Raw genomic sequence first — 22,197 nt, 5'->3', positions numbered from 1 at the left:
GGTGCGATGTGAGAGCCGTCGTCTGGAAGGGACCGCACGAGGTCGCGGTCGAGCAGGTCGAGGACGCGAAGATCGTGGAGCCCACGGATGCGGTCCTGCGCCTGACGACCTCGGCGATCTGCGGCAGCGACCTCCACATGTACGAGGGACGCGCGCCGGTCGAGCCGGGTGTCGTGTTCGGTCACGAGAACCTCGGCGTCGTCGAAGAGGTCGGCGATGCCGTGCGCACGATCGCGAAGGGCGACCGCGTCGTGTTGCCGTTCAACATCGCGTGCGGCTTCTGCTTCAACTGCACGCGCGGCTTCCCGAACGCGTGCCTGACGACGAATCCGCACAGTCACTCCGCGGGCTACGGCTACTCGGGCATGGGTCCGCACCGCGGTGGTCAGGCCGAGTTCGTACGAGTCCCGTACGCCGACTTCAACTGCCTGCAGTTGCCCGGAACCGCGGGCGACGAGCTCGAGGACGACTTCGTGCTCCTCGCCGACATCTTCCCGACCGGGTATCACGCGACCGAGCAGGCGCACGTCCGCGCCGGCGACACGGTCGCGATCTTCGGCGCGGGACCGGTCGGTCTGCTGAGCGCGTTGAGCGCGCGCCTGCGCGGCGCGTCGGAGATCTACGTCGTCGACCGGGTGCCCGAACGGCTGCAGCGCGTCGCGCAGATCGAGGGCGCGGTCGGGGTCGACGCGGGCGCGGGCGATCCCGTCCAGCAGATCATCGATCTCCGCGAGCCGCACCGCCGCTCGGTGCAGGATCGGCGCGGCGACCAGGGCGAGAAGATGCCCGGGGTGATGTGCGCGATCGACGCGGTCGGGTACGAGGCGTGGGACCGGGAGCACTGGGGTGAGGAGCAACGTCCGACACAGGTGATCGACGATGTCGTGCGGCTCACGAACCCGACCGGGCACATCGGCCTCATCGGCGTGTACTTCCCCGAGGATCCCGGTGGCGTCGACGAGGACGCGAAGCAGGGCCGCTTCCCGATCTCACTCGGCGAGGCGTGGAACAAGGGCGTCTCGATCGAGATGGGGCAGGCACCGGTGAAGCAGTACAACGTGTACCTGCGCGATCTCATCGTGTCGGGCTGCGCGCGACCGAGCTTCATCGTGAGCCACGACCTCCCGCTCGAGGACGCGCCCGACGCGTACGAGAAGTTCGACCGACGCGTCGACGGGTACACGAAGGTCTTGCTCAAGCCCGACATGCGGGCCGCGTGACGGTGAAGAGGCCGGGACCCGAAGATGACGCGCCGAACCGTTGAGCGAGGTCAGCTGATCACGACGAAGGCGTCGACGTCGACGTTCGGGTGACCGGCAGTTCCCAGCCCGTCCACCACGAACGTGTGCGGCCCCGCACCCGGCAGCGTCTCGACGAACCGCATCTGCGCCGCGGCGTCGGGCGCGTCGGTGTCGACGACCCCGGCGCGCCGGCCGTCGATCATGATCTTGGCCTCACCGTTGTCCGGCGATGTCGTCGTCACGAAACCGACCTGCACACCCGAGAACGTGAACGTCGCCTTCCTGCCTGCGAGCGTCGTCTCCCGCACGAAGCCCCCCGACGCGCCCGGCTGCGCGACGCGGGTCCAGCCCGACGTGTAGGCGACGGCCGGCTTGTTCTCTTCGAACAATCGCACGTGGAACACCTTGCCGATCGAGTATCGCCCCACGTTGCCCGCGTGATCGGTCGCGCGCACGCGGAACCGGTACGAGTGACCGGAGGGCAGGCTCAGCACCTTCGAGGTCGCGCGCAGCGCGCGGCCGACAGTGGTGTACGCGCCGCCGTCGACGCTCTCGTCGACGCGGTAGCTCTTCACACCGCTCGTCGCGTCGAACGCGGACCACTTGATGCGCACCGGCACGTTGCCGTTCGTGATCGACGAGCTCTTGACCAGCGCTGACGACGGCGGGGCGGACATCAGCGGTGCTTGCGAGTCGAAACAGAGCGGCCCGTCGGTGACGTCGCCCGACTGATACCCCATGTTGTCCCACGCCTCGACGTTCAGCGTGTTGCAACCCTGGAGCTGGAACGCGAGATCGAGCGTTTCGCTCGTCGTGTTGACGTGTTCGGGTCCCTTGTAGAACGAGTTGCCCGAGCCCGGCGCCGCCGCGCTCGTCGGGTCGCCGGGGTCGGTGTTCCACGCCGCGCTGAATCCCGCGACCCCGCTCGCCGGGAAGCCGCCGCCGGTGTCGGCGACCGTGATGCCGAGCGGCTCGTCGGTTCGGTACCACACGTGCGGTACCGCGCCCGAGAACGCGACGGTCGGCTTGCCGGCGTCGGCGAGCAGGCGCCAGTTGAATCCCCACGCGAGCTGCAGCATGTTCGCGGAGCCCCATCCCGTGACGAGGTCGTCCCCCGTGCCCGCGCAGTATCCGGTGCCGATGAAGTTGCTGTTGCATCCCGACGTGATGTCGTAGAAGGGATTGTGGGGTGCGCCAAGGAGCGCGTCGCGATACAGCGGGAAGTTCGCGTTGCCCATCGGTGCGCACGCGGACGCGCCGGAGCCGCAGATGCTGCCCTCGGCCAAAAGGTACGCGTTCTCCTGCGCGAAGAACCCCGCGAGCTCGGGCGCGACGATGCTCGTGCCACCGTTCGGGTACCACATTCCTTCGACGTAGGTGTTCTGGGGCGTGTTGAACCAGTCGGCGTTGAGCGAGAGGTCGGGCACCGCGCGGGAGCCGCTGCCGCACGGCTCGTTCGTCTGGTACGCGGGCGCCGAGAACAGCGCGCTGCAGCCGCCACCGCTGCCGCCGTCGTTGCCGAAGCAGTCGGGCAGCCCGGCCGACCACGCGGTCTCGCTGTTGTACGTCGAGTCCGCATTCAGCGTGAGCTGCGTCCCACCGGCGCCGACGACGTCGGGGTCGCTCGCCGGGTAGCTGACCGACTTGGTCGCGCAGTCGTCGTACGCGCCGCGGTCGCCCGACGCGGCCACGAGCGTCCAGCCCTGCCCGACCATCTCGTCGAAGATCGCGTGCTCCTGGGTGATCATGCTCGCGGGACATCCGGTGATCTCGGTGCAGCTCCAACTCGTGCTGAAGACGCGCGCGAGGTTGTCGTTCAGCATGGCGTTGTACTGGTCGATGATGGTCGAGTCGTCGAAGTTGGCGGCGTCGTAGGCGTACACCTTCGCGGTGTCCGCGTTCGCGCCGAAGCTGTTCGACGTCGCGGTCGACCACTCGATGTCCATCGTGCCCTCGGTGTCACCGAACTCGGGCGTGCCGTCGATGTTCACCTCCTGCACGTTGTACGCGAGGTACGGATACTGCGTGTGGAACGCGGCGATGTCGTTCATGTCCTGTGCGCCGAACGTCGCGATCGCGATCGACGTCTGCGCGGGGGAGCTGGCGGCATTGCCGAGCGGGTTGCAGCAGTGACCCAGCGCCGAGAGCGCGGTGTAGTCGTACGCCTGGGAGCTGTAGATGTCGGTCGGGTCGTACGCGTCGCTGGTGATGTTCGGCCCGGCGCGGCGCGCGCTCGTCGCCGCTCGCAGTTTCGTGCGACTGCCGTTCGCGGCGCCGTGCGGTCCGCGCGCGACGACCGGACCGGCCACGTACGCGCGGTTCGCGGGCTCGTGCGGGGTCGGCGACGAGGGATGCATGTTCTGCCGGTCGTTCAATCCGCTGATCGACCCGACGATGCTCGCGAGCGCCGCCGGCACGACCGGGTTCGCGTTGTTCGCGAAGAAGCTCTGGGTGCCGAGCCGGTAGTTCTCGATCTGGACGCCGAGCGCGTGCTCCACCGCGCCGGCGGTTCCGGTCACATCGACGACGAGACGGTTCGGGTAGAGATGCGTCACCGTGATGCCCGCGGCCTTCGCCCACGCGACGACCTTCTGCTGCGCCGCCGCGCTCGGTCCGAATCGCGCCGTCCACTGCGCGGTCGACAGGTAGTGGTGGAAGTCGGGGGACGACTCGTCCTGGAGCGCGTCGAGGTACTTCTGCTCCGCCGCCGGGTGCGGAGGTCGCAGCCCGATCGAGAGTCGGATCGGGTTCGCCGTGCCGTATGCGCCGAGGTCGCGAGCCGAGTGGTCGCGGACCGCGAGCAGCGTCTGCGAGCCCGCGGCCTCGGTCGCCGCGTTCGTCGGCGACGTCGTGCTCGACGCGGCCGGGGCGGCGGCGACGGCCGCCGGCAGTGCGAAACCTCCGCACAGCGCCGCCGTCGACACCGCGACGACCCGGCGCGCGCGGCGCGAGAAGGCCCCAGCCCGCATGACACCCCTTGCCTGCTCAGGCCCGACCGGGTCGCCTTCCTTGCCCCGCCGCGACGCCGTGTGGTCGGGCACCGTCGCCGCGAAACCTCTCACAACGGTCATCGCGGGCGCAAACGGCGCGCCGCGGGGTCGAAGCGCCTCAGCCGGCGGTGACCCGGGTGAGCGTCTGACCGATGTCGTCGACCACCCAGGCGGAGTCGCCGACCGCGACGATGCCGCCTTCGGTGTCGCGGCTCGCGCAGCTGCGGCTCACGAGGTGGACGTTCCCGACCGGGTGCGCGCGCAGGTCGGTCGCACCGATCGTTCCGACCGCGCCGGGCTCGCCGTAGGTGCACGGCTTGCGTTGCTCGGACCCGGTGCCGAGGTACCAGACGGTGCCGCCGGCCGAGGTGACGTCGGCGGTGTCGATGTGCGTGTCGACCGCGCTGAACGGCGCGTGCTCTTCGACGCGCATGACCGTGATGCGACCGTGCTCGGTTGCGAGCGTGAACCACACGTGGTGCCCGTCGGCTGCGATCGACTGCGCGAAGCAGCAGGTGTTCACGACGATCGCGGCGCGGTTCGTGCGCGGATCGATGCGTTCGAGGCCTCCGTTGCCGTAGTCGATGAGCCAGACACCGGCCGCGTCGACGACCATGCCGTTGGCGGGGCGGGGGATCCGGATGCGCGCGACGACCCGACGCAAGCTCGGGTCGATGCGGATCGCGGTGTTCCCGCCGTCGTAGACCCAGAGGCTGCCGGCACCGAACGCGAGTTGGACGCGCGGGTTCGTGTCGCCTTCGATGCCGGTGCCTGCGATCGCGATCGGTCGATCCGCGTGGCCGGTGATCGGATCGGTACGTGTCACCGTCAGCGGCGTGTCGTCGAGGCGCGCGTTCAGGGTCCAGATCGCGCCCGCCCCGACGGTGAGCGCGTGAACATGGGAGCCCGCGATCGTCGGGGCCAGGCTCGCGAAACCCGACTCGGGATCGACGCGCCACCAGTGCGCGACACAGCCGACGGCGCACTGCGTGCGGCCGGTCTCGACCCATAACGAGCCGAACGCGGCGAACGTGAAGCCGAAGCTCCAACCTGCCGGAGGCCTCACGGTGAGCGGCGACGAGCAGCAGCCCGAGACGACCGGCGCGAACGACGGGTGCGGGTCGAAGCGGAAGTCGCGCCCGCAGCCGGCGGTCCAGCGCGTCCCGGACGGCGGCGGTTGCCCGAGCCGTCCGAACGTGCTCTCCGGTTCGAGGCGCGCGTCGCGGAGGAACGCGTTCACGGAGGCGGAGCAGTAGGGGAACTCGAGGTCGGTGCCGACGCCGCACGCGGGCATCGCTTCTTCTCCGCACACCATCGCGGCGTCGCCGGCCGCGGTCTCGATCGTGCCGAAGTTCAACTGGCGGCTCGCCGTCGTGGGTTCGACCGGTGGGCGAGCAGCCGTTCGCGCGCGGCCGTCGTGGTGACCGTGCACGACGACGACGATCGCGACCGCGACGACCGCGAGCGCACCGCACGCGACGGCGAACCATCGCCGGCCGTCGATCGAGGGAGCTGGCGTGGCGCCGGCGGGTTCCGATTCGCCGGCGACGTCGAGCACCTCGAGGTCGTCGCCGCGGTCCGCCTTTCGCACGTCGTCAGGTCCGCGTCGTCGGGTCCGCGCTGTCAGGTCCGCGCCGTCGGGTCCGCGCCGGGTCAGTCGTCGATCTTGTTGACGTGCGCCTCGTGCGTCTTGATCTCGCGACCGTGCTTCTCGAGCGCGACCGTGAGGCCGTCGCCGATGACGTGCTTGTCGGTGATGGCCCCCCGATCGCCCTTGAAGTCGCCCTCGGTGATGATGACCTTGTCGCCGACCTTGAAGTGCGTCATGGGCGGAAAGCATCGCGCGATCGGTGTCAGGATGGGCCAATGCCCGACGAGCGCATCGAGGTTCCCCGTCTCATCGAAGCCGAGCCCGCTGCGATCTTCGCGGTCCTCTCCGACCCGAATGGTCACGTGACGATCGACAGCTCCGGGATGCTCCAGAGTGCGACGGGGGAGCCCGTGTCGAAGGTCGGCGACACCTTCGTCGTGCACATGGATCGGGAGTCGCTGAACGACTATCCGCTCGGTCGGTACGACGTCACGATCTCGATCGAGCGGTTCGAGCGCGATCGCGAGATCGCGTGGAGCGTCCTCGGTGAGATCCGCCCGCAGATCGGTCACGTCTACGGCTATCGCCTCGAGCCGGCCGAGGGCGGCACCCTCGTGACGTCGTATTACGACTGGTCGTCGATCGATCCCGTGTGGCGCGAGGCCAACATCTTCCCGGTGATCTCCGAAGGCGCGCTGCGCGCAACCCTCGGCATCCTCGCCCGCACCGTCGCGAACGGGAGCTGACCACGACCGACCGGTCCGTGCGCGCGACGTCGTTCGGTGCGATCGCCGCCGACTACGACCGCTACCGCCCGGGTCCGCCCGCGGCAGGTGTCGAGTGGATCCTCGACGGCGCGCGCGGCCGGGACCTCGTGGTCGACATCGGCGCGGGCACCGGCGCACTGTCGCGCCTGCTCGTCGAGCGCGTGACGCGTGTCGTCGCCGTGGAACCCGACCGGCGCATGAGCACCGTGCTGTCGGAGAACGTTCCCGCCGCGACCGTGTGCACGGCGCGCGCCGAGCAACTTCCGTTGCGCGCCGGCGCGGTGGACGCGGTGATGGGCTCGTCGATGTGGCACTGGGTCGACGAGCCACGCGCGGTCGCCGAGGTCGCGCGCGTGTTGCGGCCCGGCGGCGTGCTCGGTCTGATGTGGGGCGGCCCCGACCGCACGCGCGGCTGGCTCGCCGACGTGCTCTCGGGACCGGCGCGCGCGTGGCGCGAACGCGAGGAGGAATCGCATCCGCAGCGGCATCATCACGAGCTGCGCATCCCCGAGTCCGCGCCGTTCGCGCCGGCGGAACGTCAGTACCTCGAGTGGACCGTCCCCGTCACCGCCGAGGAGCTCGTCGGCCTGTTCCGCACCTACAGCGGGTTCATCGTCTTGCCCGAAGCCGAACAGGAACGGATCCACACGCTCTTCGCCGACGCGGTGCGCGACCATCCGTCGTTCGCCGAACGTGACCGCGTCGACCTGCCGATGCGCTGTACATGCTGGCGCGCGGTGCGCCGCGGCTGACGGTTCCGTAGGCTGCCGCCGTGCACGGAGCAGTGACGGTCCACATGCGCGCGACGCCCGAGCGGATCTGGGAGCTCGTGAGCGACGTGACGCGCATTGGCAAGTACAGCCCCGAGACGTTCGAAGCCGAATGGCTCGACGGCGCGACGGGACCGAGTGTTGGCGCGCGCTTCCGCGGTCACGTGAAGCGCAACGGCATCGGTCCCACTTACTGGACGACGTGCACGGTCGTCGCGTCCGTGCCCGGACGCGAGTTCGCGTTCGGCGTCGGCTCGTCCGACAAGCCGCTGAACGTGTGGCGCTACCGACTCGATCCGGCGGGCGATGGCGCCGACGTGACCGAGTCGTTCGAGCTCGCCGACAAGTTTCCGCTGCGCCTCTACTGGGTGCTGCTCGGCTGGGCGCGCGGCCGTACCAACCGCAACGACATGCAGACGACGTTGGAACGGGTCAAGGCCGAGGTGGAGCGGTCCTGATGGTCGCACCCGCTGCGCTCGCCACTCCTGACGCCTCAGTCCCCGAGGCGCCCGGGCCGCAATGCGACCCAGCCGTTCACGTACTGACGAATCTCCTGGTCGCCGCGAGGATTGCCTCGACCTGTGCGGTCGCGGCGGCGCCGTGGCCCGCGTTCTCGACGAGCACGAGCTCGATGTCGGGGCACCGTTGGCTGAGCTGCCACGCGAAGTCGGGTGGGCTGCTGATGTCGAGCCGACCGTGCACGATCACCGCCGGGATGCCTGCGAGGCGCGCCGCGTTCCGCAGCAGCTGATCGTCGTCGAGGAAGTGCGCGTGCTTCCAGTAGTGCGTGACGAGCCGCGCGAAGCAGAGCCGGAAGCGCGCGTCGTCGTAGCGCGGGTCGTGCTGGTACCCCGCGTACGTCGCGATGTGCGTGTCCTCCCATTCGCACCACGCGCGCGCGGCGGCGTCCCGCTCCTGCGCGTCGGGGGAGTGCAACAGCCGAGAGTACGCGGCGGCGAGGTTGCCGTCGCGCTCCGCGTCGGGCACCGCGTCGCGGAAGCGCTCCCACTCGCGCGGGAACACGCGGCCCATGTCGCGCGTGATCCACTCGACCGCGCGGTGGCTCGTCGCACCCGCGCTCACGAGGATCATCTCGCTGACCGTTTCGGGGTGCGCCTGCGCGTACGCGAGCGCGAGCGATGTGCCCCAGGAGATGCCCCACACGAGCCACCGGTCGATGCCGAGGTGCTCGCGTAACCGTTCGCAGTCGGCGACGAGATGTTGGGTCGTGTTCGTCGACAGGTCGACGCCGGGCTCGCTCGCGTGCGGTGTGCTGCGACCGCAGTTGCGCTGGTCGAACTGCACGATGCGGTAGCGCTTCGGATCGAACAGGAGGCGCACGGCCGGCGAGCTCCCCGATCCGGGTCCGCCGTGGAGGAGCAGCGCGGGCTTGCCCGCCGGATTGCCGTGCACCTCCCAGAAGACGCGGTGACCGTCGCCCACGTCGAGCCGGCCCGACTCCGGTGCCTCGCCCGCGGTCACGGTCGCAGCACCCATTCACCCGTGGCGATCGCGATCGCGGCCGCGTGGATGCCGGGCTCGCCGCCGACGATCCGCACGCCGACGTCGTGGTCGCCTACGAAGCCCTCGAGTCGCGCCGGGTCCGGCGTCGACACCTCGATCCACGCAAGCGAGCACGGTCCGACCGGATGCGCGACCGGTGCCGCGCCGGGAAAGTCGTCGGTCCGATCCCACTGCATGAAGAACGGCAGCCAGGGCTCCGCGAGCGCGCCCTCGAGACCGGCTGCCTGCCACGAGAGCAGCGAGCCGTCGGGCCGGCGGCGCGAACGACGTTCGGGCACCAAGCCGAGTCGCGCGGCGTCGACGTCGATCTGCTCGGTGCGGATCGACCAGCGCACGAATCGGTCGCCGGCCTCCGTCTCCCGCAGCAGGGCACGTCCGTACTCCTGCGCGCGTGCCTCGGCCTCGTCGATCACGCCGAGCACTTCGAGGTACGAGTCGCCGAGCGGCACGATGCGATTCGCGGTCCCGAGGCCGGGGTGCACGCCGCCGTCGAGCACGGCGAGACCGTCGGCTCGCAGCTTCGCGGCGGCCGCGTCGAGATCGCGCGTCCCGAGGATCACCTGGCCGATCGGCACGGCCGCCATTCTGGCCGCGGCCGGTACGCTCAGGCGGTGCTGACCGCAATCGCCACCCGGGTCGGCGGCTGACGTGCTCGAGCTCGTACCCACCGCGATGGTCGCGGGCGGCGACGCGATCGCGAGGGACGGCGATGGACGGGTCGTGTTCGTCGACGGCGCGCTCCCGCGTGAACGCGTGCTCGTCGAGCTCACCGACGATCACTCGCGACACGCGAAGGCGCGCGTCGTCGAGGTGCTCGAGGCATCGCCCGAGCGCGTGCTCCCGCCGTGTCCCGAGGTCGCGCGCGGGTGCGGCGCGTGCGGATGGCAGCACATCGACCTCGACGCGCAGCGCGGCTTCAAGGCCGGCATCGTGCGCGAGGCGCTCGTGCGGCTCGGTCGCGTCGATCCACCCGCGCTGCGCGAGACGGTCGCACTCGAACCGTGGACCTTCCGTACAACCGTGCGCGCCGCGGTCGTGCACGGACGCGCCGGGTTCCGCCGCGCGCATTCGCACGATTCGCTCGCGGTCGACGCGTGTCTCGTCGCGCACCCGCGCCTCGCGGAGCTGTTGATCGACGGGCGCTTCCCCGGTGCCGAAGAGGTCGTGCTGCGTTGCGGCGCACGCACGGGCGAGCGGCTCGCGGTCACGACGCCGCGCCGCGCCGGCCGCGAGGTGCCCGACGACGTGCGCGACGACCACGTCCACGAGCACGCGGCCGGGCGGTCGTGGCGCGTCTCGGCGGCGTCGTTCTTCCAGAGCCGGCCCGACGGCGTCGACGCGCTCGCGGCACTCGTCGCCGACGCGGCCGGCGAGATGGCGAGCCCCACGACGGCGCTGGATCTGTACAGCGGTGTCGGCATCTTCGCGGGTGTCCTCGCCGAGCGGGGCTGGTCCGTCACCGCGCTCGAAGGCGGTCGCGCCGCGCACGCCGACGCCCGCGCGAACCTCCGCAAGCTCGGCGTGCACGTCGCCCGGGCCGACGTCACGACCGCGACGCTGACGGCGGCCGACCTCGTCGTCGCCGATCCGAGCCGCACCGGTCTCGGCCGGGCCGGCGTCGCCACGATCGCTACGAGCGCACCGCAACGGATCGTCCTCGTGAGCTGCGACGCCGCGAACCTCGGTCGCGATGCGGGTCTCCTGCGCGACGCCGGCTACCGCCTCACGTCGGTGACGCCCGTCGACCTCTTCCCGCACACGCCGCACGTCGAGGTCGTCACCGTCTACGACCGCTGAACGTACGCTGCAGCGCGTCGCCCGATCCTCGAAAAGGAGCACGCCGTGCCCACTCCGAACTTCAACGTCGTCGACGCCCCGACCGGTGACCTCGACGACTGGGGAACGCTCGAACCGCCGTTGGCGACGCCCCTCGGCGGGCCGATGGCGACGTTCGGGCTCGAGCTCTACGCCACCGACGACGGCTCGATCTCGACCGGCACCTGGGAGTGCGGGCCCGGGAACAGCCGCTGGGACATGCCCGACGAAGGCGAGTTCATCCACGTGCTGTCGGGGCGCATGACCTGCACCGAGGACGACGGCACCGTCACCGAGGTCGGTCCGGGTTCGACGGTCGTCTTCCCGAAGGGCTGGGCCGGCACCTGGGATGTCCACGAGACGCTGCGCAAGGTGTACGTGATCTTCAAGTGAGCGGGCTGGTCGCCCGTCTCGTCCCGAGACCGGCGGCAGCGATCAGATCCGCGAAAACCCAGGTCAGCGACGGGTGGCGACGAGCAGACGGACGACCTCGTCGTCGGTCGTCGGCGCGAAGTCCTGGTAGCGCTCGCCGATCGCGAAGAAACTCTCGGGCGTCTCGACGCAGACGACGTCGTCCGCGACATCGCGGAGCTCCTCGACCGCGCGCGGCGACGCGACCGGCGCCGCGAGCACCACGCGCGACGCGTCCTGCGCTCGCGCGACGAGACACGCAGCCCGCGCGGTCGAACCCGTCGCGATGCCGTCGTCGACGATGATCACGTCGCGCCCGGCGAGCGCAACCCGTTCGCGGTCGCGCCGGAGCAGGCTCGCGCGCCGTTCGAGCTCGGCGCGCTCGTGCGCTTCGACCTTCGCGAACGCAGCATCGTCGACGCGCGCGGCCGCCCGCACGGCTTCGTTCACGATGCGCACACCGTTCTCGCCGATCGCGCCCATCGCGAGCTCGGGTTGCGACGGCACGCCGAGCTTGCGGACGACGATCACGTCGAGCGGCGCGTCGAGCGCCTGCGCGACCTCGAACGCGACGGGCACCCCGCCGCGCGGCAGTCCGAGGACGACGGCGCCGTCGCCGCGCCACGCGTCGAGCCGGACGGCGAGCTGCCGCCCTGCGTCGGCGCGGTCCGTGAACGGCATGGTGATCGGCACGGTAGCGTGCGCCGCTCGGGAGGCGATCACCGTGCGTGTGCTCCAACGGGACGATTCCGCAAGCCTCGATGCGCTCGTCGCGCAGCACGTTGCGGTGCCCGAACCGCGGCCGACGGCCGCGCTCGTGCGCCTGAACATGATCGAGTCGGCCGACGGTGGGAGCGCGCTCGCGGGCCGTTCGGGCGGTCTCGGCAACGACACCGATCACGCGGTGTTCGGCGCGTTGCGCGCCGCCGCCGACGCAGTGATCGTCGGGATGCGCACCGTCATCAGTGAGCACTACGGCGCGCCGAGCTCGGACGCGCTCCACCTGTACGTGATCGCGTCGCGGCCCGACGTGTCGGGTAATCCGGAGTTGTTCGCATCTGGGCGCGCAACGCTCGTGCTCCCGCCCGACGCGGATGCGCCCTCCGCCGACGTCGACGTACTGGAACTCGGCACCGGTCTCGACGTCGACCTGCGCGCGCTCGTCGATCACCTCGCGGGCAAGGTCGTGATGGCCGAAGGTGGCCCGACGATCGCGGGCCGGCTTGCGACCCTCGGGCTCCTCGACGAGCTCTTCCTCACGGTCTCGCCGCGCGTGATCGCGGGCGACGTCGCGCGCGTCGTGCACGGTGCCGACGCCGATCCGACGCCGTGGCTCCTCCGCCACGCGTTCGCCGACGACGACGACTTCCTCTTCCTGCGCTACGCGCGCCGCGCCGACTGACCGACCGAGTGGCTGACTGACGGATCAGCCCTCGGCGAGCGGGAGCGCGCCGCCGAGCAGCTCGATGAGCTCGTCGCGCGCGCGGGCGACGCGCGACCGGATCGTTCCGATCGGGCACCCGCACACGTCGGCCGCCTCGGCGTAGCTGAGCCCGAGCAGCTGCGTGAGCGTGAACGCGGCGCGGCGGTCGACGTCGAGCTGCGCGAGCAGGTCGCGTGCACCGACCTCCTCGGCGGGGTCGGGGGGCGCGGCCGGCGTGGTGCCGGCGAGCGCGATCGCGGTCCGCCGGCGCGACCGCGTGCGGGCGCGCAGCTCGTCGAGGCAGGTGTGACGCGCGATCGCGAGGACCCACGTGCGCCCCGAGGCGTCGCCGCGGAAGCGCCGCACGGCCCGCACGGCGCGCACGAACGTCTCCTGCGTCAGGTCGTCGGCGCTCTGGCGGTCGACGAGCGACTGGCAGAGGTGCCACACGGGCTCGTAGCTCCCGCGGATGAACTCTTCGAGCGCGCCCGGGACGGCTCGGCGCGCCGCGAGTGCCAGCTCGGTCAGCTCGTCCACGGACGGGAAACCTAAGCGGATCACCGCGCCCGTGCACGGCGCCGCCGGGCGTCCGGGAACTTCGCGGCCGTCGCCGTCGACTATGTGATCGTGCGGTGCGAGCAGGTGCGCGAAGCGATCTCGGCCCGCCTCGACGGCGAGGTCGAAGGCGTGGCCCCGGCCGCGCTCGCGGAGCACCTCGACGGGTGCGCCGAGTGCCGGCTCTGGCAGGAGCGCGCGCACGAGGTGACGCGCACCACCCGCCTCGGCCTCGCCCGGCCGCCCGCGCTCCGACCCGACGCGCTCGTCGCGGGCGTGCTCGCGCACAGCCGTCCGCCGCGCCGGCCGACGCCGTTCACCTGGGCCCGGCTCGGACTCGTGCTCGTGGGTAGCGCGCAGGCCGTCGTCGCGCTCCCGCTGCTCGTCGCCGGGCGTGACCACGGCTCGCCCGAGCACGTCGCCCACGAGATGGGCGCGTTCGCGATGGCGCTCGCCGTCGGGTTCGTGCTCGCGGCCTGGAAGCCCGAGCGGGCGCGCGGCATGCACGCGCTCGTGGGGGCGGCCGCGGTGCTGCTCGTCGTCACCGCCGCCCTCGACCTCGCGCACGGCCGCACCGACCTCGGCGACGAGGCGCCCCACCTGCTCGCGGTGGCGGGCTGGCTGCTGCTCGCGTGGCTCGCGTCGGCGACCCCGTCGCCGGTGACGACCGCGAACCGGTCGCGGGTGCCCCGTCGCGCCGAGCTGCGTCACCGCCGGCGGCATGCCGGGGCCGGCGTCGCGGCCCGGCTCGCGCCGCAACGGCCGGCCCGAGCCGGCGGCGAGGGGCAGCGCCGGGCCGGTTGAGAGACCGTCGGGAACCGCAGCTCGGTCCGCGACGACTATGAGAGTGTTGTCGGCCGGGGTGGCCGCAGAGAGGGAGTGTGTGGTGCTGCGACGTGTTGGTGTGGCCGGGCTCGTGCTCGGAGTGGTGTTCGTCGGATTGGGCACGCCCGCGTGGGCGCACGTGGAGGTGAGCCCGGAGACGGCCGTGAAGGGCAGCGACGCGGTGCTGTCGTTCACGGTGCCCGACGAGTCCGACACGTTGAGCACGACGAAGATCCAGATCTTCTTCCCGACCGACCACCCGATCGCGGAAGCGCTCACGCAGCCGATCGCGGGCTGGACGTCGTCGGTCGAGACGATGAAGGTGAGCAAGCCGATCCAGACCGACGACGGTGCGGTCACCGAGGCCGTGAAGAGCGTCACCTGGACGGGCGCCAACATCGAGCCCGACCACTTCCAGCAGTTCAGCGTGTCGGTCGGCCTTCCCGACGCAACCGGTCCGATCGAGTTCAAGGCGCTCCAGACCTACAGCGACGGTCACGTCGTGCGCTGGATCGAGAGCTCGGTCGAGGGTCAGCCCGAGCCCGAGAACCCGGCGCCCGTGCTCACCCTGACCGCGTCGGAAGGCTCCGACACGGCGTCGACCCCCGCGGCGACCACGACCAAGACGGCGTCGAAGAGCAGCGTCGACTCCGCGAAGACGCTCGGTCTCGTCGCCCTGATCCTCGGCGTGGTCGCGTTGCTCGTCGGGCTCGCCGGCTTCGCGATGGGACGGCGCAAGTCCGCAGCCTGACCCGCAGGCTGCACCCGGCGCGCGCCGATCAGTACTTGTCGGGGATGATCGCGTAGGTCCCGAAGCACATCTCGTCCTCGGTTCCCTCCGCGAACACGATGTACTTCTGCGGCCGGTTCGGGTCGAGCGCGCGATCCCACGAGCACGTCATCTGGATCGTCTGGCCCGCGGTCACGTGGATCGCCTTCTGGAACTCGTAGTTCATCTGCCAGTCGAAGTTCCACGTCGGGATGTCGAGCAGCACCTTCTGCTGCGCGGTTCCCGGATCGAGCGTGAGCCGGAAGCTCTTGCCCAGCGTGTGCATGTGCCCGAGCGCGCCGACCATGGTCCCGGACTCCGGCACCGTGTAGTTGCACGTCGTCGAGGCGACGCCGTCGTGGAAGTTGGCGGCGAGCTTCTCGGGAGTCGTGCCGCACAGCGCGAGCAGCCCGGCCTCGTTGCCCGCGCCCGACGGACCGTAGAGGCGCACGTCGTCCTGGATCGCGTTGGTGCGGTCGCACAGCCGCGCGGTTGCGCCGGGCATGCACGGGATCTCCACCGGCGCGATCGGGTTGATGATGTCGATCGGCTTGACCTTCGACGTCCCGGGCGCGGTCTGCAACGTGACCGTCGTGCGGTCGGGGATCGGCGTCGCGCTGTAGTGGTAGTGGATCTGGAGCACGAGCGCGTCGCCGGGCTCCATGAGGATGCCGGAGCCGTCCGGGTAGACCGTCGGGTCCTGACCCGGGACCCAGCCCGCGATCAGGCCGGGCTGGCCGGTGAAGCCGGGCACACGGTGGCGGTGATAGTGCGCCGTCGTCGCCGTGCGCGACAGGCGGTTGCCGCCGAACGAGTCCAGCGCGGGACCGCCGTAGCAACTCCACCCCGGCTTGCCGTCGGAGCCCGATCGTTCCTTGCCCTGCGCGGCCTGCGCCGCGTCGATGTGGAAGATCTGGGCGTGGTGGATCTCGGTGAGGTGACCGGGCGTGACCCCGTAGCCGGTGACGTACGTCGGCTTCGTGAAGTGCGGGTCGAGCACGAAGCAGCGGTAGTCGTTCGCGTTGCTGAGCGAGCCGGCGTACGCCGGGTTCATCTGCAGGGTCACGTCGGCGCGCGGGCGGACGGTGGTCGGGTTCAGCGTCGGCGTGATGCGCGTCGACGCGGGCACGTCGAGCGGACCGCCGGCGTCGGCCCACTTCACGATCTCGTCGATCTGCGTGCTGCTCAACTGCTTCGAGTGCGCGAGTGGGACACCGAGCGTCGAGGCCGGCCACGGCGGCATGTACTTCGCGTGGACGACCGCGCCGATGCCGTCGGAGACCGCGGCCGCGTCGCGGGCACTGCTGAGCGTCCACTGCGACGCACCGATCTGGCCCGGCTGGTGGCAGGACGCGCAGTTCGCGCGCAGGATCGGCATGACGACGTTCTTGAACGACGGGCTGTCGTTCGGGTGCGACGCGGTCACGGGCGGCGAGATGTGGTCCGGGATCGTGAACTTCGACGGGTCGAGCGCGGTCAGCTTCATCGTGAGCGTCGCGTCGTTGGACGTGCTGACGAGGCCGACGATCGAGATCGGTCCGACGCCCCACTGCGTGAGCTTCACGTGCGTGATCGCGGTGGCGGTGACCTTGCCGCCTTCGACCTTCGCGTCGACCGACCAGCTCGCCGGCGCGGACGTGCCCTTCACCGTGAGCTGACTGCTCATCGCGAAGTGGTAGGTGTGGCCGTTCTCGATGCGCGCCGGGAGACCGGAGAGCTTCGACACCGAAAGGGACACGAGCGGGTAGTCGTGCGAGTCGAGGTTCGCGGCGCGGATGCGCGCGTCGCGCAGGTTGTTGTCGGAGTGCAGCTGCTCGACGTTCACGACGATCTTTCCGACGCGACTCGTCGACGGGTGCGACTCGTTCACCGCGAGGTCGCCGGCGATGCCCTGCGTCGTGCCGTGCGCGGTGTGCGCGGTGTGCCCGAAGAGCTTCTCGGCGACGCCGTAGGTGAGCGTCGAGTGCGTCGGGTCGATGCGGTAGACGGTCTCGCCCGAGTTCGCGACGAGGTGCGGCGCGGTCGGCACGGTGTAGTTGACGTCCGTGTACTTCGCCGACGTCACCGTGCGGTACTCCTGCCAGAAGTGCACGCCGAACCCGACGACCACGACCGCGACGGCCGCGGTCAGCAGCAGGCGCCATTGGCCGAGCAGGCCGCGCCGTGACGGCGGCGGCGGTGTGCCGAGTGCTTCCTCACCGGTGATCGTCATGGCGCGTCCATCATCGTCGTCATCAGCGAAACCGCCCCCCGGCGATGAGCGCAACCCACGCGTCGACTGGTCGAGTCATCCTATCCACGCGCTTTCGCGCCCCGAGGTCGCGTGCGGCCCGCGCGCGACCTCGGCGTGACGTGCGTTCGTGCTGGTCAGAAGACGGTTGCGTGCTGCGTCGCGACGGTTGCGACCGCGTCGGCCGTCGCGGTCGAGCCACTTGCCGCGGGAGTCGTGAACGTCTCGGTATCCGACGTGCTCTGGCCGACGCCGTTCTCGGCGACGAACCGGTACGAGTACGTGGTTCCCGGCGTGAGCTGCGACACGTCGGCGGTCACGGACAGCTTCGCCTTGACGGAACCGATGTCCTGCGCGGCGGTCTGATGGCTGAGGTTGCCGTTGGTCCCGTACTCGAACCACGCCTGCGTGTCGGATCCCTCCGTGTTCACGAGCCCGTGCATCGTCACCGAGGTCGGCGTGAGGTTGCTCGTGTTGATCGTGAAGACGCGCGGACCGGTGTTCGTCTTGAACGGCAGGACGACACCGTTGGTGGTGCCGACCGCGTTCGTCGCGACGATGCGGAAGTAGTACTGGTCGCCCGCGCTGAGCCCGGTGATCTTCTGACCGGGACTGCTCGCGCCGTTCGGCGCGCTCCGCGTCTGCGTGCTGTTCGTGAGGTTGTTCGGGTCGGTGCCCCACTCGAAGTGGAACGTGGTGGCCTTGCCGTTGGTCCAGAGGTCGGCGCCGAGGTTCGCGCTGTCGGGCCCGACGTCGGGGGCCTTCGTCTGCGCGGTCGGCGCGCGACTCGCGGAGACGGTGCTGATCGCGCGCGCGACGTTCGACAGGTGTGTCGCGGGGTCGGTGACGGTGAGCGTCGTCGTGTAGATCCCGTCCGTCGTGAACGTGTGCGACAGCGCGGCGGGTGGCTTGCCGGTGCCGGTGACCGCGGGCGACCCGTCGCCGAAGTCGATGGTCCAGTTGCCCGAGCTGCTGGCGGACGCGTCGAACTTCTCGGTGAGCCCGTCGAATCCGAGCGGCTGGTTCCCGCTGATCCACACCTGCGGCGGTGCGTGCGTGACCTTCACGACCACCTTGGCGACCGCCGACGTCTTCGCCTTGTCGAACACGGTGATGCTCGCGTGATACGTGCCCGGCGTGTTGTAGACGTGCGTGAGCGCGCCCGGTTTCCCGGTGCCCTTCTTGATCGCGCCGTCGCCGTAGCGCACGGTCCAGCGCGTGATCGTGCTGGAGCTGTCGCTCGTTCCCGATGCGTCGAGCACCGCGGTGAAGGGCGCGTCGCCCGACGTGTCCGGCGGCTTCGCCGCGGCCGCGGCCGGCACGATCGGCGCGTTCACCGCGGTGGTGCTCGCGGTCGCCTTGGTCGTCGCGCTCGCCTTCGGTTTCTGCGGCAGCGTCGACGCATGGATGGTCGCCGCGACCGGATGGATCGGCGGGTTCACCGCGTTCGGATTCGTGTTGCCGATGATCTCGGGCGCCCGCGGGGCCTGCGTGAAGTCGAAGTCGTTCGTGAAGTCGGAGAGCTGTGGCGCGTTCTCGCGCACGACCGGCCGCGGGTCCGGACGGCCGTCGGTCGTCGGGTCGAGCCGCTGACCGTCGAGGAACACGTCCTCGATGAACTTCTGGTAGCTGTCGAAGCTGTGGACGCCGTGGTCGATGTAGCCCTGCTTCGCGTACGGCGAGATGAGGATGCTGGGCACGCGGATGCCGAGGCCGTTGCCGTCGATGGTCGGCGGGTTCACGTGGTCGTAGAAGCCGCCCCACTCGTCCCAGGTGAGGAAGATCGCGGAGCTGTCCCAGTCGGGTGACTGCTCGAGCTGGTTGATCATGTAGCTCATGTACTTGGTGCCGTCGGACAACTTCGCGGGCGGGTGCTCGCTCACCGAGTTCGTGGGCAGCACCCACGACACCGCGGGCAGCGTGCCGTTGTGCGCGGCGGCGACGAAGTTGTCGACGCTCTGCACGTTGCCGAGCGTGCCGTCCTGCGCCACGTCGGTGAAGTAGGGCAGCGGGTTCCAGATCGAACCCGTCCGGTACGACTGCGGCAACGGGACGCAGCCGATGTCGTCGGGGTCCTCGCAGTCGGGCTCCGAACCGTCGAACACGTAATAGCCCCACGACACGTGGCTCTGGTCGAGCAGGTGCGTGACGTCGGTCCACGCGTAGTTCGGGTTCGGCTCGAAGCGCGCGTCCTCGGGCGCGTCGAGCTCGTTCTCACAGCTCATCGGGTCGCCCTGGACGGAGCAGCGCGCCGACCAGTCCGACACGAGCGACAGGTGCTCGGGCAGCGACCACGACCGGCCCGAGCCGAACATGTGGTCCATCAACACGTAGTTGTCGGCGTACGACCAGTACTCGGGGATGTCGGCGCGGGTCTTGTACGACATGACGTCGGGCTCGGGCTTCGGGAACCCGCAATCCGGTGAGCCCGGCTTCGACTCGCACTGCTTCAACGCGTCCTCGTAGGACTTGATGAAGCCGTCCATCTTCCCGCCGTCGATGTCCTTGTTCGCAGGACCCTCGCCGTGCGGTCCACCGTTCGACACGTCGTCGGTGTCGTGCCACGGGTAGACGCACTCACCGGTCTGCGGGTCGTTCACGCAGACCGTCGGGTTGCCGTTGGCGTCGACCGGGATGCCGTCGGCGCCGGGATAGGTGCCGAAGTACGAGTCGAACGAGTGGTTCTCCTGCATGAAGATCACGACGTGCTTGATCTTCGAGAGCCCCGCGGACGCGGGCGTCACCTTGAGCGACGGCGTGATGCCGGTCGCCGCTTCTCCGCGCGAGCCGGTGAGCGTCGCGAAGACGCCGCCGATCACGATGAGTGTCATCAACAGCGCGGCGCGCCGCGCCGCGTTCCCGGGAATCGCCCTCACGGAGCCCAACCTCCATCGCCCGCGTCGGCCCCTCCGCCCGAAGGACTCTACCGCGTGAAGTGGTCGCCGATCCACGATCGGTGATCGAATCTTCGCCCTGCCGTTCAGTAAGGTTTACCTCACTCCGGAGCGGGACGGAACCGATGCGCGCACATTCGAGGGTCGCCGGAGCCGGCGCGGCGGTCGCGATCCTGCTGGTCGCGGGGTGTTCGTCGGCGGGCTCGAAGCCCGCGGCGGCCCCTCGAGTCCGCACGGTCACCGTGCACCTCGTCGCCACCGGATGCTCGCCGCGGGCGCTGTCGCTCCGCGCGGGCGCGACCAAATTCATCGTCGCGAACACGGCGGCCCCCGCGTTCAACGAGTTCGAGATCCACAAGGGCTCGAACATCATCGCCGAGGCCGAGCTCGTCGCACCGGGCGTGTCGAAGACGTTCGCGATCACGCTCGCGCCGGGGCACTACACGACGCTCTGCAAGGGCGGCGCGACGCAGTCGGGATCCGGGACCCTCGTCGTCACGGGGAAGGTCTCTCACGCGCAGTCGGGGATCAGCGCCGAAGCGGCGGCGCAGGCGGTCACGCGTTACCGCACCTATCTCGACACGCAGGCCGACGCGCTCGTCGCGCGCACGTCGCCGTTCGTCGACGCGGTCGAGCGGGGCGACATCGCGCAGGCGAAGGCGTTGTACGCGGCCGCGCGAGTCCCGTACGAGCGCATCGAACCGGTCGCCGAGTCCTTCGGTGATCTCGACCCGCGCATCGACGCGCGCGAGAACGACGTCGCCGCGGGGCACTGGAGTGGCTTCCACCGCATCGAGCGTGCGCTCTGGGTCGAGAACGACGTCACCGCAATGGGTCCGACGGCGCGCCAGCTGCTCACCGACGTCACCACGCTCGACCACCTCGTGCGCACGGTGCCGCTGCAGCCGGCGACGATCGCGAACGGCGCCGTGGAGCTGCTGAACGAGGTGACGACGTCGAAGATCACGGGCGAAGAGGAGCGCTACTCGCACCTCGACCTCGTCGACGTGGCCGCGAACGTGCAGGGATCGCAGGCCGCATTCGACGCCGTCGCGCCGCTGCTGCCGACGAGCGGAGCCGTCTCGCCGCACGTGATCGATGCCCGGTTCACCGACATCGACCACGTCCTCACGCCGTTCCGCCGGGGCAGTGGATGGGTGTCCTACGCCACGCTCACCCCGACCGACACCCGCGCGATCTCGCAGGCGACCGACGGCGTCGCCGAGCCGCTCTCACGCGTCGCGGAGCTCGTGCTGCTCTAGCTCGCCGACTCGGTGATGTCGTGTGCGTGGTGCTGTAGCTCGTGGACGGTGTGGTTGCCGATCCACTCGATCGTGCGCCGCGCCCGCACCGGATAGTTGTAGATCGCGACGCGTGACCAGCCCGCGTCGTCGAGATCGTCGAGGCGCGCGGAGAGGTCGTGCGCAGCCTCGAGCAGCGCGGCGTGCACGGTGCTCGGATCCTGGTCGTTGTAGCGCTCGTCGACCGCGCGCTCGTCGCGTCCCATGGGGACGAGCTCGGGCTCGTGCTCGCGCGCGACGAGGTCGACGCGGTCGGTCTGCACGCGCAGCATGTCGCGCACGTGGCACGCGTACTCGAGCGGCGACCAGACGTCGGCGGAGGGGCGGCGGCGCACCGCGTGGTCGTCGAGTGCGCCGAGGTGTGCGGTGAACGCGTCGGCGTCGGAGACGAGGCGGGTCACGATCGCCTCGTGCTCGAGGTCGTAGACGAAGCCGCACTCGGGGCACCGATCGGTGAGCGTGTCGAACCCGACGAACTCGAACATCCGCACGCCCGGCGCGAACGGCGCCGGGGGCGCGGCGAGGCGCTGCACGCCGACCGCGAAGAGGAAGGCGTCGGGCGCGACGAAGTCCGTTTCGCCGAATCCGGCGGTCGCGAAGGTCTCGCGGATGCGCGACGTCGTGTCGGGCGGACGGCGATGGCGGGTCCAGATGACGGTCGCGCCGGGCGCGCACAGCGACGGCAGCACCTCGACGGTGCGCACGATGTCGGCGTCGGTGACGTTGCCGAACACGCCGCAGGCGAGGACCAGGTCGGCCGGTACCGCCCCCGCGAACGCGTCCGTCGAGCCCGCGTCGGCGCACACGACGTCGATGGCCGCCGGCGCGGCGGCGCGGGCGCGTGCCGCGAGCTCGGGATCGAGCTCGACCAGGCGACCGGTGACGTCACCACCGCGCGGGTGGTCGGCGACGACGTCGAGCAGGTCGCGGCCGTCGCCCGCGCAGAAGCTGATGACGCGGATCGGACCCGGCGCCGCCGCCGTGAGCGCGCCGGCGACCGCGTGCTGCACGATCACGAGCCGGCGTGCGAGCGGGCCGTCGGCGTCGTCGTACGCGCGGTACCAGTCGACCCAGCGGCTCATCGTCACGAC

General features: G+C 70.7%; 20 protein-coding genes. 10 read left to right on the top strand and 10 right to left on the bottom strand.

Annotated elements, in window-relative coordinates:
• Positions 1-8 precede the first annotated feature (8 nt).
• The gene (locus VH914_15810; protein ID HEX4492674.1) at positions 9-1,220 is read left to right on the top strand and encodes a glutathione-independent formaldehyde dehydrogenase; all 1,212 of its coding nucleotides are present in this window, start codon (positions 9-11) and stop codon (positions 1,218-1,220) included.
• Positions 1,221-1,270: 50 nt separating this feature from the next.
• On the opposite strand, the gene VH914_15805 is transcribed toward VH914_15810, so the two are convergent.
• The 3 genes from VH914_15805 to VH914_15795 all read right to left on the bottom strand — a co-directional run bounded on the left by VH914_15805 (position 1,271) and on the right by VH914_15795 (position 6,058).
• On the bottom strand, positions 1,271-4,210 hold the full coding sequence (locus tag VH914_15805) for a protease pro-enzyme activation domain-containing protein (protein ID HEX4492673.1): 2,940 nt from the start codon (positions 4,208-4,210) through the stop codon (positions 1,271-1,273).
• 139 nt (positions 4,211-4,349) lie between these two features.
• Positions 4,350-5,822 carry a hypothetical protein gene (locus VH914_15800; protein HEX4492672.1) on the bottom strand — a complete coding sequence of 491 codons (1,473 nt, stop codon included), beginning with the start codon at positions 5,820-5,822 and terminating at the stop codon, positions 4,350-4,352.
• Between the two features lie 62 nt (positions 5,823-5,884).
• Positions 5,885-6,058 (bottom strand): KOW motif-containing protein, encoded by a 174-nt coding sequence (locus VH914_15795; GenBank protein HEX4492671.1) that lies wholly within the window; start codon positions 6,056-6,058, stop codon positions 5,885-5,887.
• Between the two features lie 39 nt (positions 6,059-6,097).
• On the opposite strand from VH914_15795, the gene VH914_15790 reads away from it, so the two are divergent.
• Genes VH914_15790 through VH914_15780 form a run of 3 tightly spaced genes read left to right on the top strand, consistent with a single transcriptional unit; the run spans position 6,098 to position 7,817 of the window.
• Positions 6,098-6,568, top strand: coding sequence for an SRPBCC family protein (locus VH914_15790; protein HEX4492670.1), 471 nt, complete (start codon positions 6,098-6,100; stop codon positions 6,566-6,568).
• A 17-nt stretch (positions 6,569-6,585) separates the two neighbouring features.
• A complete protein-coding gene (locus tag VH914_15785) occupies positions 6,586-7,341 on the top strand; it encodes a class I SAM-dependent methyltransferase (GenBank protein ID HEX4492669.1) in 756 nt (251 codons plus the stop codon).
• 20 nt (positions 7,342-7,361) lie between these two features.
• Positions 7,362-7,817, top strand: coding sequence for an SRPBCC family protein (locus VH914_15780; protein ID HEX4492668.1), 456 nt, complete (start codon positions 7,362-7,364; stop codon positions 7,815-7,817).
• 76 nt (positions 7,818-7,893) lie between these two features.
• Here the strand turns inward: VH914_15780 and pip are convergent, their stop codons facing one another.
• Both pip and VH914_15770 read right to left on the bottom strand, forming a co-directional pair.
• Entirely contained in the window at positions 7,894-8,856 is a 963-nt protein-coding gene (pip, locus tag VH914_15775; GenBank protein HEX4492667.1) for a prolyl aminopeptidase, read from the bottom strand.
• Positions 8,838-9,458 (bottom strand): VOC family protein, encoded by a 621-nt coding sequence (locus VH914_15770; GenBank protein HEX4492666.1) that lies wholly within the window; start codon positions 9,456-9,458, stop codon positions 8,838-8,840. Before VH914_15770 ends, pip begins: the two co-directional genes overlap by 19 nt.
• Before the next feature lie 73 nt (positions 9,459-9,531).
• Between VH914_15770 and VH914_15765 the strand changes: the two genes are divergently transcribed.
• Together VH914_15765 and VH914_15760 are read left to right on the top strand one after the other, a co-directional pair.
• Complete coding sequence (locus tag VH914_15765) at positions 9,532-10,680, top strand: TRAM domain-containing protein (protein HEX4492665.1); 1,149 nt, start codon at positions 9,532-9,534, stop codon at positions 10,678-10,680.
• A 45-nt stretch (positions 10,681-10,725) separates the two neighbouring features.
• Entirely contained in the window at positions 10,726-11,091 is a 366-nt protein-coding gene (locus tag VH914_15760; GenBank protein ID HEX4492664.1) for a cupin domain-containing protein, read from the top strand.
• A 63-nt stretch (positions 11,092-11,154) separates the two neighbouring features.
• Here the strand turns inward: VH914_15760 and VH914_15755 are convergent, their stop codons facing one another.
• A complete protein-coding gene (locus tag VH914_15755; protein ID HEX4492663.1) occupies positions 11,155-11,790 on the bottom strand; it encodes a phosphoribosyltransferase family protein in 636 nt (211 codons plus the stop codon).
• 43 nt (positions 11,791-11,833) lie between these two features.
• Between VH914_15755 and VH914_15750 the strand changes: the two genes are divergently transcribed.
• Positions 11,834-12,511, top strand: coding sequence for a dihydrofolate reductase family protein (locus VH914_15750; protein HEX4492662.1), 678 nt, complete (start codon positions 11,834-11,836; stop codon positions 12,509-12,511).
• 24 nt (positions 12,512-12,535) lie between these two features.
• On the opposite strand, the gene VH914_15745 is transcribed toward VH914_15750, so the two are convergent.
• On the bottom strand, positions 12,536-13,069 hold the full coding sequence (locus VH914_15745) for a sigma-70 family RNA polymerase sigma factor (protein ID HEX4492661.1): 534 nt from the start codon (positions 13,067-13,069) through the stop codon (positions 12,536-12,538).
• A gap of 90 nt (positions 13,070-13,159) precedes the next feature.
• On the opposite strand from VH914_15745, the gene VH914_15740 reads away from it, so the two are divergent.
• On the top strand, positions 13,160-13,891 hold the full coding sequence (locus VH914_15740) for a zf-HC2 domain-containing protein (GenBank protein HEX4492660.1): 732 nt from the start codon (positions 13,160-13,162) through the stop codon (positions 13,889-13,891).
• Between the two features lie 82 nt (positions 13,892-13,973).
• Positions 13,974-14,663 (top strand): YcnI family protein, encoded by a 690-nt coding sequence (locus VH914_15735; protein HEX4492659.1) that lies wholly within the window; start codon positions 13,974-13,976, stop codon positions 14,661-14,663.
• A 28-nt stretch (positions 14,664-14,691) separates the two neighbouring features.
• Here the strand turns inward: VH914_15735 and VH914_15730 are convergent, their stop codons facing one another.
• Both VH914_15730 and VH914_15725 read right to left on the bottom strand, forming a co-directional pair.
• Positions 14,692-16,893, bottom strand: coding sequence for a YceI family protein (locus VH914_15730; protein ID HEX4492658.1), 2,202 nt, complete (start codon positions 16,891-16,893; stop codon positions 14,692-14,694).
• Positions 16,894-17,048: 155 nt separating this feature from the next.
• On the bottom strand, positions 17,049-19,787 hold the full coding sequence (locus VH914_15725; protein ID HEX4492657.1) for an alkaline phosphatase family protein: 2,739 nt from the start codon (positions 19,785-19,787) through the stop codon (positions 17,049-17,051).
• 143 nt (positions 19,788-19,930) lie between these two features.
• Between VH914_15725 and efeO the strand changes: the two genes are divergently transcribed.
• Entirely contained in the window at positions 19,931-21,067 is a 1,137-nt protein-coding gene (efeO, locus tag VH914_15720; protein ID HEX4492656.1) for an iron uptake system protein EfeO, read from the top strand.
• Here the strand turns inward: efeO and VH914_15715 are convergent.
• The gene (locus VH914_15715; GenBank protein HEX4492655.1) at positions 21,064-22,188 is read right to left on the bottom strand and encodes a DinB family protein; all 1,125 of its coding nucleotides are present in this window, start codon (positions 22,186-22,188) and stop codon (positions 21,064-21,066) included. The two genes, efeO and VH914_15715, sit on opposite strands and share 4 nt — an antisense overlap.
• Positions 22,189-22,197 lie beyond the last annotated feature (9 nt).

It is taken from the genome of Acidimicrobiia bacterium (assembly GCA_036271555.1).
In the GTDB taxonomy this organism is placed as follows: domain Bacteria; phylum Actinomycetota; class Acidimicrobiia; order IMCC26256; family PALSA-610; genus DATBAK01.
The sequence above is the reverse complement of the archived record's forward strand: the minus strand, read 5'-3'. Positions and strand labels throughout refer to the sequence as shown.

Bases quoted from the DNA above. Each gene is read 5' to 3' on its own strand.
- VH914_15795 (HEX4492671.1), bottom strand. From the start codon at position 6,058: ATGACGCACTTCAAGGTCGGCGACAAGGTCATCATCACCGAGGGCGAC.
- efeO (HEX4492656.1), top strand. From the start codon at position 19,931: ATGCGCGCACATTCGAGGGTCGCCGGAGCCGGCGCGGCGGTCGCGATC.
- VH914_15755 (HEX4492663.1), bottom strand. From the start codon at position 11,790: ATGCCGTTCACGGACCGCGCCGACGCAGGGCGGCAGCTCGCCGTCCGG.
- pip (HEX4492667.1), bottom strand. From the start codon at position 8,856: ATGGGTGCTGCGACCGTGACCGCGGGCGAGGCACCGGAGTCGGGCCGG.
- VH914_15730 (HEX4492658.1), bottom strand. From the start codon at position 16,893: ATGACGATCACCGGTGAGGAAGCACTCGGCACACCGCCGCCGCCGTCA.
- VH914_15790 (HEX4492670.1), top strand. From the start codon at position 6,098: ATGCCCGACGAGCGCATCGAGGTTCCCCGTCTCATCGAAGCCGAGCCC.
- VH914_15715 (HEX4492655.1), bottom strand. From the start codon at position 22,188: ATGAGCCGCTGGGTCGACTGGTACCGCGCGTACGACGACGCCGACGGC.
- VH914_15805 (HEX4492673.1), bottom strand. From the start codon at position 4,210: ATGCGGGCTGGGGCCTTCTCGCGCCGCGCGCGCCGGGTCGTCGCGGTG.